The sequence below is a fragment of the Flavobacterium sp. AK-301 genome, assembly GCF_058310215.1.
The window spans coordinates 98,306-111,426 of sequence record NZ_JBZEES010000009.1 but is presented as its reverse complement, the minus strand read 5'-3'; the positions used below and the strand labels follow the sequence as shown (position 1 = coordinate 111,426).

Annotated in this window: 10 protein-coding genes; 8 read left to right on the top strand and 2 right to left on the bottom strand. The window is 35.6% G+C overall.

Annotation, left to right across the window (positions count from 1 at the left end; all coding sequences use genetic code 11):
• Positions 1 to 9 precede the first annotated feature (9 nt).
• A complete protein-coding gene (locus AC4FQX_RS12135; RefSeq protein WP_491167971.1) occupies positions 10 to 1,767 on the top strand; it encodes an AMP-dependent synthetase/ligase in 1,758 nt (585 codons plus the stop codon).
• A gap of 79 nt (positions 1,768 to 1,846) precedes the next feature.
• Here AC4FQX_RS12135 and adhP read toward each other — a convergent pair whose 3' ends face one another.
• Positions 1,847 to 2,881 (bottom strand): alcohol dehydrogenase AdhP, encoded by a 1,035-nt coding sequence (gene adhP, locus AC4FQX_RS12130; protein ID WP_491167970.1) that lies wholly within the window; start codon positions 2,879 to 2,881, stop codon positions 1,847 to 1,849.
• A 511-nt stretch (positions 2,882 to 3,392) separates the two neighbouring features.
• On the opposite strand from adhP, the gene AC4FQX_RS12125 reads away from it, so the two are divergent.
• The 7 genes from AC4FQX_RS12125 to AC4FQX_RS12095 all read left to right on the top strand — a co-directional run bounded on the left by AC4FQX_RS12125 (position 3,393) and on the right by AC4FQX_RS12095 (position 12,177).
• Positions 3,393 to 5,171, top strand: coding sequence for an AMP-dependent synthetase/ligase (locus tag AC4FQX_RS12125; RefSeq protein ID WP_491167969.1), 1,779 nt, complete (start codon positions 3,393 to 3,395; stop codon positions 5,169 to 5,171).
• Positions 5,172 to 5,279: 108 nt separating this feature from the next.
• Positions 5,280 to 5,714 carry a MarR family winged helix-turn-helix transcriptional regulator gene (locus tag AC4FQX_RS12120; protein WP_491167968.1) on the top strand — a complete coding sequence of 145 codons (435 nt, stop codon included), beginning with the start codon at positions 5,280 to 5,282 and terminating at the stop codon, positions 5,712 to 5,714.
• 85 nt (positions 5,715 to 5,799) lie between these two features.
• Positions 5,800 to 8,190: a 3-hydroxyacyl-CoA dehydrogenase/enoyl-CoA hydratase family protein gene (locus tag AC4FQX_RS12115; RefSeq protein ID WP_491167967.1), complete on the top strand. Its 2,391-nt coding sequence runs from the start codon at positions 5,800 to 5,802 to the stop codon at positions 8,188 to 8,190.
• A gap of 48 nt (positions 8,191 to 8,238) precedes the next feature.
• Positions 8,239 to 8,610, top strand: coding sequence for a four helix bundle protein (locus AC4FQX_RS12110; protein WP_491167966.1), 372 nt, complete (start codon positions 8,239 to 8,241; stop codon positions 8,608 to 8,610).
• A 19-nt stretch (positions 8,611 to 8,629) separates the two neighbouring features.
• The gene (locus AC4FQX_RS12105) at positions 8,630 to 9,811 is read left to right on the top strand and encodes a thiolase family protein (RefSeq protein WP_491167965.1); all 1,182 of its coding nucleotides are present in this window, start codon (positions 8,630 to 8,632) and stop codon (positions 9,809 to 9,811) included.
• Positions 9,812 to 9,960: 149 nt separating this feature from the next.
• Positions 9,961 to 10,326 carry a four helix bundle protein gene (locus tag AC4FQX_RS12100; RefSeq protein ID WP_491167964.1) on the top strand — a complete coding sequence of 122 codons (366 nt, stop codon included), beginning with the start codon at positions 9,961 to 9,963 and terminating at the stop codon, positions 10,324 to 10,326.
• Positions 10,327 to 10,386: 60 nt separating this feature from the next.
• Positions 10,387 to 12,177 carry an acyl-CoA dehydrogenase FadE gene (locus AC4FQX_RS12095; protein ID WP_491167963.1) on the top strand — a complete coding sequence of 597 codons (1,791 nt, stop codon included), beginning with the start codon at positions 10,387 to 10,389 and terminating at the stop codon, positions 12,175 to 12,177.
• 224 nt (positions 12,178 to 12,401) lie between these two features.
• Here the strand turns inward: AC4FQX_RS12095 and AC4FQX_RS12090 are convergent.
• A partial coding sequence (locus tag AC4FQX_RS12090) for a hypothetical protein (protein ID WP_491167962.1) occupies positions 12,402 to 13,121 on the bottom strand: 720 nt, incomplete at its 5' end.

Below are 13,121 nucleotides of genomic sequence, written 5' to 3'. Positions count from 1 at the left end.
AACAGAAATATGAACTTCTCACAAATAATACTGGATAATCGCAAATTATCAACCAAAACAGCTTTAAATTTTAAAGAGAACAATGAGTGGAAGACCTATTCGTGGGAAGAATTTCATGATCTGATCAAACAAACTGCCAATGCTTTAAAAGAACTGGGAGCAAAACCGGATGATACTATTGCAATATATGCAGATAATATCCCGCAATGGATGATTATGAATTTTGCCATATTGAATGTTGGAGCTGTTACCGTTCCGGTATATGCAACCTCTACTGCTGATCAGGCAAAATATATTTTAGATGAAACAGAAACTAAAATTATACTGGTCGGTGCGCAGAAACAATACGATAACGCCCTTGAAATCTATTCAAAAAGTAGTTTTCTGAAACATATTATTGTAGCTAAAAACACTATTGAACTGAAGAGCGAAAACTCACATCATTTCTATGAAATGATTAAAGGCAAATCTACAGAATGTGAAGTATGCCCAAGAGAAAAAGAAGATACTGTTTCTATCATTTATACTTCCGGTACTACCGGAGAACCAAAAGGTGTCGTACTGTCTCATGGTAATTATATCGAGGTCCACGAAGCACATATTGAATTTTTCAATCTGTATCCTAAAGACGAAAATTCACTTGTTTTTCTACCTTTAAGCCACATTTTTGAAAAATGCTGGAGTTCCTTTATTCTTTCCTGTGGAGGACAAATTAGTTTTTGTGAATATCCCAAAGAGATTGCCCAGTATCTACTGGAAGTCAAACCGACCACAATGTGTACCGTTCCAAGACTTTTCCAGAAGATCTTTAACTCCGTTAATGAAAAGATAGATAACAGTTCGAACTTTACACAAAAGTTCTTTAAATGGTCTCTTACCGTTGGCTATAAAGTAGCCGATCTAAAAAGAAGAGGACAAAAAATACCTTTCTTTTTAGGTCTGAAATACAAACTGGCAGATGGACTGGCATTTAAAAAAGTAAAAGAACAGTTAGGAGGAAATTTATGGTTTATTCCCGTTGGAGGAGCTTCGATTACCGCTAATATTACCGAGTTTTTTGATGCTATGGGCGTTCATCTGACTATTGGATACGGACTAACAGAAACCACTGCAACTGTAACTGCTTTTCCTTTTGTAAACTATGAACACGGAACAGCCGGAAAACCAATGACAGGCGTTCAGATCGCTTTTGGAGAAGAAAACGAGATTCTGATAAAAGGATATGGCGTATTTAAAGGCTATTATAAAAAAGAAGAAGAAACCAATAAAGTCTTTACTCAAGACGGATGGTTTAGAACCGGAGATGCCGGAAAATTTGATGATGAAGGTAATCTAATCATAATCGACCGAATCAAAGATTTGATGAAAACCTCAAACGGAAAATATGTTTGTCCTCAGCCTATTGAAAATCTGCTTACCAATGATAATTTTATACAACAAGCAGTAATCGTTGGAGATAACAGACCTTATGTAACCGCTTTACTGGTACCTAATTTTGAAGCCTTAAAAAAGTTTGCCGAAAGCAACAATATTCCATTTAATACAATGAAAGAACTGGTTGATCATCCACAAATTAAAACGTTCTATCATGAAAAAATAAATGGAATACAATCTCATTTAGCCGGATTTGAACAAATCAAAAGATTTCAGCTGTTACCTGCTGATTTTGAAATGGATGCAGGTGAAATAACACCTACCTTAAAAGTAAGAAGAAAAATAGTTCTCGAAAAATTTAAAGAACTTATTGAGGAAATGTATGCGAAGTAACTTTCATATAATAAAATATAAAAATCCTGTTTAATACTAATTAAACAGGATTTTTTATTTATAAGTAAAAAACTTTTCGTTAAGCCTTAGCAATTTCTAAAACGATTCTTCCATCAATTTTACCCGCTTTCATTTTATCAAAAACTTCGTTAACATCTTCTAATTTAGCAGTCGTTACAGTAGCCTTTACTTTACCTTCATTGGCAAATTCTATAGCTTCCTGTAAATCCTTACGAGTCCCTACAATAGAACCTCTCACCGTAATTCTGTTCAGAACCGTATCAAAAATAGGCAGATCAAAACTTCCCGGAGGTAATCCGTTCAGAGCGATAGTTCCTTTTTTTCTTAAAGTTTCAAGCCCCTGTCTAAAAGCAATCGGAGATACCGCAGTAATTAAAGCACCATGCATTCCTCCTACCTCTTTTTTAAGATATTCACCCGGATTCTGGTTTAATGCATTTACTACCAAATCAGCGCCCAGACGCTTTGCAAGATCTAATTTATCATCCGCAACATCGATAGCCGCAACATGTAATCCCATTGCCTTAGCATATTGAACCGCCACATGACCTAAACCACCTATTCCGGAAATAGCAACCCATTCTCCCGGTTTTGCTTCCGTTTCTTTCAATCCTTTATAAACCGTAACCCCTGCACATAAAATAGGAGCCATTTCAAGGAAGTTTACATTAGCAGGAAGAATCCCTACATATCTTGCATCTGCAATTACATATTCGGCAAAACTACCATCTACACTATATCCTCCGTTTTGTTGTGTATCACATAATGTTTCCCATCCGGTAATACAATGATCACAACAACCGCAGGCACTGTATAACCAAGGCACTCCTACAGCATCACCTTCTTTTACATTTTTCACATCCGGACCAACGGCTACTACATAACCCACTCCCTCATGTCCGGGAACCAGAGGCATTTTTGGTTTTACGGGCCAGTCTCCCTCAACAGCATGCAAATCAGTATGACATACACCACTTGCGATTATTTTTACTAATATCTGATTTCTTCCGGGAGCTTTAACTTCCACCTGTTCAATCTGTAAAGGCTGTCCAAATTCACGGACAACCGCAGCTTTCATTGTTTTTGGTATCATACTAATCTATTTTAATTGTTATTTTTCATGTTCATAAATACGGCTTATTAATTAAAATAATTTTTTAATTATATCCTCAAATTATAGGGTGATTTATATAAGAATACTATATTACAACAAAGGATATTCGGGGTTAAATATCCGGGATTAACTATGATTTAAGACATATTATAATCCTATAGACTTTAGATTAAAAAACCTGTGATGAAGTTACTTATTTAATTTTTATAAAAAAAATAATACCATTTATTTTAAAAAGAAAATTTGAATTATAAACTTCTTTGTATAAACATTTACAAGTGTTTATACAATCCGGTATAGTAGATATATATCATTTTATTTTAAATAAAAACTGTGTTTTAGTCAACAATATTATTATCTACAATTGGTTACAACTCCTTTAAAAATAAGAATTAAATATCTTTTTATTAGAATTTATTATCATAATAAAATAAAATTGTCTTTTAATTTTTATTTTCCTAATTTGCAAGCATTAAAACTTTAAAAAATTATGGCAGAAATTACTAGATTATTTGATTTTCCATATTATCAGTTAGAGAAATACAACCTTCCTGATGCTTTAGTTACGAAACACAACGGAGAATGGATAAAAACATCTACGGAAGAATATATTAAAAAAGCAAATATGATTTCGAGAGCCCTGTTAAGGATCGGAATCCGGAAAGACGATAAAATAGCAGTAATTTCCTCGACGAACAGAACAGAATGGAATATTTTAGATATCGGTATTTTACAAACAGGAGCGCAAAACGTACCGGTCTATCCTACCATATCCGAAGAAGATTATGAATATATATTAAACCATAGTGAAGCAAAATACTGTTTTATCTCAGATGTTGTAGTTTATGAAAAATTAAAAGCAATTCTCAAGAACCTTCCTCATATGAAAGAAGTATATTCTTTCGATATAATTGAGGGTTGTAAAAACTGGCAGGAACTATTAGATTTAGGAACAGATGAAAGCAATCAGGCTGAAGTTGAAGCCATAAAAAACACGATTACTACAGAAGATTTGGCTACTATAATATATACATCAGGAACAACAGGACGCCCCAAAGGAGTAATGTTGTCTCATAAAAATATTGTTTCAGATGTTCTGGCAAGCTCATACAGAGTTCCATTTGAAGCAGGTAAATTCAGAGGTCTGAGTTTCCTTCCCGTGTGTCATATTTTTGAAAGAATGATTCTCTATCTCTACCAATATTATGGTGTCGCTATTTACTTCGCTGAATCTATAGACAAAATGAGTGATAATCTTAAAGAAGTAAAACCAAATGTAATCACTGCAGTTCCAAGATTATTAGAAAAAGTATATGATAAGATCTATGCTAAAGGAGCTGAATTAACAGGAATAAAAAAGAAACTGTTTTTCTGGGCTATTGACTTAGGTTTAAAATATGAACCTTACGGAGCAAATGGCTGGTGGTATGGATTCCGATTATCCATAGCAAGAAAGCTAATCTTCAGTAAATGGCAGGAAGCCTTAGGCGGTAATCTAAAATTAATGGTTTCCGGAAGTGCAGCACTTCAGCCAAGATTAACCCGTGTTTTTGCAGCTGCAAAAATACCCGTAATGGAAGGTTACGGATTAACAGAGACTTCACCGGTAATAGCCGTTAACGATCAAAGAAACAGAGGTTTCAAAATCGGTACAGTAGGAAAAGTACTTCATGATCAGGAAGTTAAAATTGCTGAAGACGGAGAAATCCTGTGTAAAGGACCTAATGTGATGATGGGTTATTTCAAAGATCCTGAAAAAACAAAAGAAGCGCTAACAGACGGCTACTTCCATACCGGAGACATCGGAGAACTAGATAGCGAAGGTTTTCTTAAAATTACAGATCGTAAAAAAGAAATGTTTAAAACTTCCGGAGGAAAATACGTTGCTCCGCAGATGATTGAAAATACAATGAAACAATCCCGTTTCATTGAGCAGATAATGGTAATTGGCGATGGCGAAAAAATGCCTGCCGCTTTTATACAACCAGATTTTCAGTTTTTAAAACAATGGGCAGCCCGTAAAAAAATAAATATTGGAACTACTAACCAGGAAATTATTTCAAACCAACGAGTAATCGACCGAATTCAGAAAGAAGTAAACTACTACAATAAGAAATTCGGGAACTGGGAACAAGTAAAACGTTTTGAATTAACACCCGAAGTCTGGTCAATAGAACTGGGGCACCTCACTCCTACTCTAAAGTTAAAAAGAAAGGTAATAATTGGTATCTACCAGCAATTATACAATAAAATATACGAAATTAAGTAATATACAAAAGCTCCTCTGTTTTACAGAGGAGCTTTTTTTATATAAAATTAACAATATTTATTATGCGTGCATAATAAATATTTCTATATTTGAGAGAATCAAAAAGCAATGAAGGATAAAACTATAGATTATATTTTAAGAGCTACCTGGCAGTCAGTTGCCAGAATGTATAACGAAGAAGCAGCAAAATACGCTGCTACAATGGCAACCGGATTTACGTTATTAAGTATTGACAAAGACGAAGGAACTCCTTCTACAACATTAGGTCCCAGAATGGGAATGGAAGCCACGAGTTTAACACGAACTCTGAAATCTATGGAAGAAAAAGGACTGATTATCCGAAAAAAAAATCCGGTAGATGGTCGTGGTGTTTTAATTTACCTGACTAAATTAGGTAAAGAAAAAAGAGAACTTTCGAAAGAAACAGTATTAAAATTCAATGAGACTATAAAAAGTCACGTTTCAGAAAGAAAACTTCAGCATTTTACCGAAGTGGCTGAAATCATTAATGAATTAATTACTGAGAAAAAAATTTTCAAATAATATTAAAGTATAGAAATTCAATTACTTCTTCTTTTATTCATTGAAGTAATGAGTTTCCTAATTAAAACAACAAACAAATTATAAAATGAAACGAATTATTAAAAAAGTGGCTGTCATAGGGTCCGGTATTATGGGGTCCGGTATTGCTTCACATTTCGCTAACATTGGCGTAGAAGTGTTACTGCTCGACATAGTTCCGAGAGAACTGACAGAAGCAGAACAAAAAAAAGGATTAACATTAGAAAGTAAAGCAGTGCGCAACAGATTAGTAAATGATCATTTAGCAAATGCTTTAAAATCAAAACCATCTCCTATTTACGATCAAAAATTCGCCAGTCGAATCACGACCGGAAATACGGAAGATGATATGGCTAAAATAGCCTCTGTAGACTGGATTATTGAAGTTGTTGTTGAAAGACTGGATATCAAACAGAAAGTATTTGAACAAATCGAAAAATTCAGAAAACCGGGAACACTAATTACTTCAAACACTTCCGGTATTCCTATTCACTTTATGAGTGAAGGTCGTAGCGAAGATTTCCAGAAACATTTCTGCGGAACGCACTTCTTCAATCCAGCACGTTATTTAAAATTATTCGAAATCATTCCAGGTCCAAAAACTTCAACTGAAGTACTGGATTTCCTTACCATATATGGTGAAAAATTCTTAGGAAAAACATCTGTTGTCGCTAAAGACACACCTGCATTCATTGGAAACAGAATCGGTATCTTCGGAATCATGAGTCTTTTCCATTTGGTTAAGGAATTAGACATGACTATCGAAGAAGTAGATAAACTGACAGGTCCCGTTATCGGACGTCCAAAGTCAGCTACATTCAGAACAGTAGACGTTGTGGGTCTGGACACTTTAGTTCATGTTGCCAACGGTTTATATGAAAACTGTCCTAATGATGAAGCGCATGACCTGTTTAAACTTCCTGATTTCATCAATACCATGATGACTAACAACTGGCTGGGAAGCAAATCAGGACAAGGATTCTACAAAAAAGAAGGTAAAGACATTCTTTCATTAGACCTGAATACATTAGAATACAGACCTAATAAAAAAGCAAATTTTACAACGCTTGAACTGACAAAAACGATTGACAAACCAGTTGACCGTTTTAAAGTTTTAGTAAAAGGAACAGACAAAGCCGGAGAATTTTACCGTAAAAGCTTCTCTGCCCTGTTTGCTTATGTATCAAACAGAATTCCGGAAATTTCAGATCAGTTATACAAACTGGATGATGCCATGAAAGCCGGATTCGGATGGGAAAACGGTCCATTTGAAATATGGGATGCTATAGGAGTTGAAAAAGCAATTGAAATGATGAAAGCAGAAGGTCACACACCAGCTGCATGGGTAAATGATATGATCGCTTCCGGAAACAAAAGTTTCTACACGATTAAAGAAGGAGCTTCGTATTTCTATAATATCCCGACTAAAGCACAAGAGAAAATCCCGGGACAAGATGCTTTTATTATTCTAAATAATATCCGTGAAAGTAAAAAAGTATGGAGTAACAGCGAAGCTATTATTCAGGACCTTGGAGACGGAATTTTAAATCTGGAATTTCAGTCTAAAATGAATACCGTTGGAAGTGGCGTATTACAAGGAATCAATAAAGCTATTGATCTTGCAGAAAAAGAATACAGCGGATTAGTTATTGGTAATCAAGGACCTAATTTCTCTGTAGGAGCAAATTTAGCCATGATTTTCATGATGGCTATCGAGCAGGAATATGACGAATTAAATATGGCTATCAGAATGTTCCAGGACACAATGATGCGTATCCGGTATTCCGGTATTCCGGTAGTGGTTGCTCCTCACGGAATGACATTAGGTGGCGGATGTGAAATGAGTATGCATGCTGACAAAGTAGTTGCTGCTGCAGAAACGTATATTGGACTGGTTGAATTTGGCGTAGGTCTTATCCCTGGTGGTGGTGGATCTAAAGAGATGGCTTTAAGAGCCTCCGACCTGTTCCGTAAAAATGATGTTGAACTAAATGTATTACAGGAATATTTCTTAGCAATCGGTACCGCAAAAGTATCTACCTCAGCCTATGAAGCATACGATTTAGGAATATTACAACACGGAAAAGATGTAGTCGTTGTCAATAAAGACCGTCAGATCGCCGAAGCAAAGAAACACGCTTTACTGCTAACCGAAGCAGGATATACCCAACCGGTACACAGAAAAGATGTAAAAGTACTTGGAAAACAAGCTTTAGGAATGTTCTTAGTAGGAACAGACAGTATGGAAGCCGGTAAATATATTTCAGAACACGACAAAAAAATCGCTAATAAACTAGCCTATGTAATGGCTGGTGGTGACTTATCAGAAGCAACTCTTGTTACTGAACAATATTTATTAGACCTGGAAAGAGAAGCCTTCCTGTCTTTAACAACAGAGAAAAAGACACTGGAAAGAATACAACAAATGTTGAAAACAGGGAAACCGTTACGAAACTAGTATTGAGTATTGAGATATTAGTAATGAGTTATAAAACAGTAGTATAAAATGCATAAAGTAGATGATTTAAAAATTTGGCAGAAATCAATTGAACTTACTAAAAAAGTTTATACAGTTCTTATTGATCTGCCTGAAAATGAAAAATACGGTTTATCATTACAAATAAAAAGATGTGCCGTATCAATTGCATCAAATATTGCAGAAGGAGCAGGAAGAAATTCAAATAAAGAATTTAAATATTTTTTAGGGGTTTCAAATGGTTCTTCATACGAATTACAAACTCAGCTAATATTGACTTATGAGTTAAATTTAATTGAAAAAATTAAAATTGACCCTATTTTAAGTCTAATAACGGAAATACAAAAAATGAATTATTCATTTCAAAAAAGTATTGTTGAGAATCTCAATTCTCAATACTAAAATCTAAAATCTATTTAAAATGAAAACAGCATATATAGTAAAAGCATATAGAACTGCAGTTGGTAAAGCACCAAAGGGAGTCTTTCGATTTAAAAGACCCGATGAACTGGCAGCAGAAACCATTCAGCATATTATGAATGAGTTACCTAACTTCGACAAAACCCGTATTGATGATGTTATGGTAGGTAATGCAATGCCGGAAGCAGAACAAGGACTAAATGTGGGACGTTTAATTTCATTAATGGGATTAAAAATCGAAGATGTTCCCGGAGTTACTGTAAACCGTTACTGTGCATCAGGATTAGAAACAATCGGTATGGCTACCGCTAAGATCCAGTCCGGAATGGCACACTGTATTATTGCGGGTGGTGCAGAAAGCATGAGTTATATTCCTATGGGAGGTTACAAACCTACTCCGGATTACCAACTTGCTAAAGAAGGTCATGAAAGTTACTACTGGGGAATGGGACTGACTGCTGAAGCCGTTGCAAAGCAGTTTAACGTATCCAGAGAAGATCAGGACGAGTTTGCCTATAATTCACATATGAAGGCTTTAAAAGCGCAGGCAGACGGTAAATTCGATAAACAAATCGTTCCTATCACAGTAGAGCAGGTATATGTTGACGAAAACGGTAAAAAAGCCACTAAATCATACGTTGTAAATAAAGACGAAGGTCCAAGAGCAGGAACCTCCGTTGCTGCATTAGCAGGATTACGTCCTGTATTTGCTGCTGACGGAAGTGTTACAGCCGGAAACTCTTCTCAAATGAGTGATGGTGCTGCATTTGTCATGGTAATGTCCGAAGAAATGGTAAAAGAACTAAAACTGGAACCGATCGCAAGACTAGTCAATTTTGCATCAGCAGGCGTTGAACCGAGAATTATGGGAATCGGACCGGTAAAAGCAATTCCAAAAGCTTTAAAACAAGCCGGTTTACAGCTGAAAGATATTGATTTGTTTGAATTAAATGAAGCTTTCGCTTCTCAGTCACTGGCTGTTATCCGCGAATTAGGAATCAATCCGGATATTGTAAACGTAAACGGCGGTGCGATTGCTTTAGGACACCCTCTGGGATGTACCGGAGCTAAACTATCCGTTCAGTTATTCGATGAAATGAAACGAAGAGGCAGTAAATATGGTGTTGTTACTATGTGCGTAGGAACAGGACAAGGTACAGCCGGAGTTTATGAACTTCTATAGGGAGAGAGAAAAAAGAGTCAAGAACCAAGAAGAAAGAGTCAAGAAGAAAGATACTTACGACTTCCCCTCCGTTGGAGGGGTGCCCAAAGGGCGGAGTGGTATTTTTAGATTGACAATAAGAAACAAGAGATAAAAAGAGATTAATTACAATGAGACATAATTTTAAGAATTTAAAAATCTGGGTCTTATCCATGGAAATTGCTTCAGATATTCATAAAATATGTAGAGATTTTCCAAAATCTGAAATATATGGATTAATCAGTCAAATGAATAGATCTTCTGTTTCTATGCCTTCTAATATTGCAGAAGGATCAAATAGAGGAAATAAGCATTTCAGACATTTTCTTGATATTAGTTTAGGTTCTTCTTTCGAATTACAAACACAATTACTAATAGCGTTTCAAAACGTATACCTCTCGGAAGAGAAAACAATAGAAATAGAAAATAAAATTATTGAATTTCAAAAGATGACATCAGGATTTATTAATAAGCTAGAGGTTTCTCTTTCTTCTTGATTCTTTCTTCTTTCATCTAAAAAAACAAAACACTAACCAACATTTAAAATAATAATTAAGATGGGCGAAATAACAAGAGGAGGACAATTCCTTGTAAAAGAAACAAAGTGCGAAGATATCTTCACTCCTGAAGATTTTTCAGAAGAGCAAATTATGATGCGTGACTCTGTAAAAGAGTTCGTTGACAGAGAATTATGGCCACATAAAGATCGTTTTGAGAAAAAAGACTATGCTTACACTAAAGAAACAATGGAAAAAGCAGGAGAACTTGGTTTTCTTGGTATATCCGTTCCTGAGGAATATGGCGGATTAGGAATGGGATTTGTTTCTACTATGTTAGTATGTGACTATATCTCAGGAGCTACAGGTTCATTCTCTACCGCTTTTGGGGCTCATACGGGGATTGGAACAATGCCAATTACCCTTTATGGTACAGAAGAGCAAAAGAAAAAATATGTTCCTAAATTAGCTACCGGAGAATGGTTTGGAGCCTATTGCTTAACAGAACCGGGAGCCGGATCTGACGCTAACAGCGGAAAAACAAAAGCCGTTCTTTCCGAAGACGGAACACATTATAAGATCACAGGACAAAAAATGTGGATTTCAAATGCAGGTTTCTGTAGTTTGTTCATCGTATTTGCCCGTATTGGTGACGATAAAAACATTACCGGATTTATTGTAGAAAACGATCCGAATAACGGAATCTCAATGAATGAAGAAGAACACAAATTAGGGATCAGAGCCTCCTCTACCCGTCAGGTGTTTTTCAATGAAACAAAAGTTCCGGTAGAAAATATGCTTTCCGAAAGAGGTAATGGTTTTAAAATCGCTATGAATGCACTAAACGTTGGGCGTATTAAACTGGCAGCAGCATGTTTAGATGCACAACGTCGAACTATTTCAGGTTCTGTAAAATATGCAAACGAAAGAATCCAGTTCAATACACCTATTTCAAGTTTTGGAGCAATTCGTTCTAAAATTGCCGAAATGGCAACCAACTGTTTCGTAGGTGAATCTGCATCCTACAGAGCTGCAAAAAGTATTGAAGACAGAATCAATGCCCGTATTGCAGAAGGAGCTTCACACCAGGAAGCAGAACTAAAAGGAGTAGAAGAATTCGCTATAGAATGCTCTATTCTTAAAGTAGCAGTTTCAGAAGATATACAAAGTTGTTCTGATGAAGGAATCCAAATCTTTGGCGGTATGGGATTCTCTGAAGACACACCAATGGAAAGTGCCTGGAGAGATGCCCGTATTGCGAGAATTTATGAAGGTACTAATGAAATCAACAGAATGTTATCCGTGGGTATGCTAATCAAAAAAGCAATGAAAGGACATGTAGACTTATTAGGTCCTGCAATGAAAGTAGCAGAAGAATTAATGGGTATACCATCGTTTGACACTCCTGATTATTCTGAATTATTCTCTGAAGAAAAAGAGATCATCGCTAAACTGAAAAAAGCATTCCTTATGGTTGCCGGAAGCGCAGTTCAGAAATACGGTCCGGATCTTGACAGCCACCAACAGTTATTAATGGCTGCTTCTGATATGCTTATCGAAATCTATATGGCTGAATCTGCTATTTTGAGAGTAGAAAAACTAGCAAAAACAAAAGGTAAAGACGCTATCAAAGAACAAATCGCAATGGCTCAGTTATACTTATATCACGCTGTTGACATCATCAGTTTAAAAGGTAAAGAAGGAATTATTTCTTTCACAGAGGGCGATGAACAACGTATGATGTTAATGGGACTGAAACGTTTCACGAAATATACTAACATGCCAAATGTAGTAGCCTTAAGAGAAACGATCGCAACAAAATTAATTGTAGAAAATGCGTATTGCTTCTAAGAAGTAAATAATTTATAGATTAAATAAAAATCTGTTTTATCTTTAAGATAAAACAGATTTTTTAATTATTAAAATAGTATCTCCTAACCCGTTTCTTTTAACCTATTAGGGATAATTAAGCAGCATATAATATAAACTAGTTAAAACTAAAACTTATGAAGAATAAAAAAACCGCAGGTTTAGAATCTACGGTTTAAAATATATAAATTAATTTTTTTTATTATTTATAAAGCATTGGCGTTACTTAGACAGAAGCTCAATGTAGAACCAGCCTCTTTTCCATTATGTTCAAGTTTTAACTCTGTAAACCATTCTCCCCCCACAGTAATATTTCCCCCTGCTGGCGCACCCGGAATAGCCCCCTTAAAACCTATTGTATTACCAGTTACGATTATTTTATCTTGGCAAGAACTACTAACTTCTAGTTGAACGGGTTGCTTCCCATTTCTTGTAAAGGTAAACACTTCACCAGTATTTGCTCCTGTAAACGCAATTCCTACATTCGTTACAGGACGGGAAAAGGTAATAGTAATACTGCCACTCATAGCATTCCCTAACCAGAAAGTATTAGGTTCCATAGTCACATTACATTTAGTATCCTTATGAATATAAGCCGTTACATTTTTAGAAGTATAAGTAACGGTCACTTCTTCTCCATTTATTATATGCTTACCATTTAGTGTAGTAAAATTTAATTGATTATTTTCATCACAAGTAAAATTAGTTGTAGCCGGAGCTTCAATATCTGAAGAATTCTTCACGGTAATAATAAACTCACAGTTTATCCCTGCTATACTCAAAGGGAATTTAGCCTCACCTTTGGCAGAAGGAGTTCCTGAAACAAGAAATATCAGATCGCCGGAACCCTTAAGAGAACCCCCAAAAAGCATAGCCGTCAATCCGGTTACACCCTCTGATTGAATAGTGGACGTTTCATAAGCTAA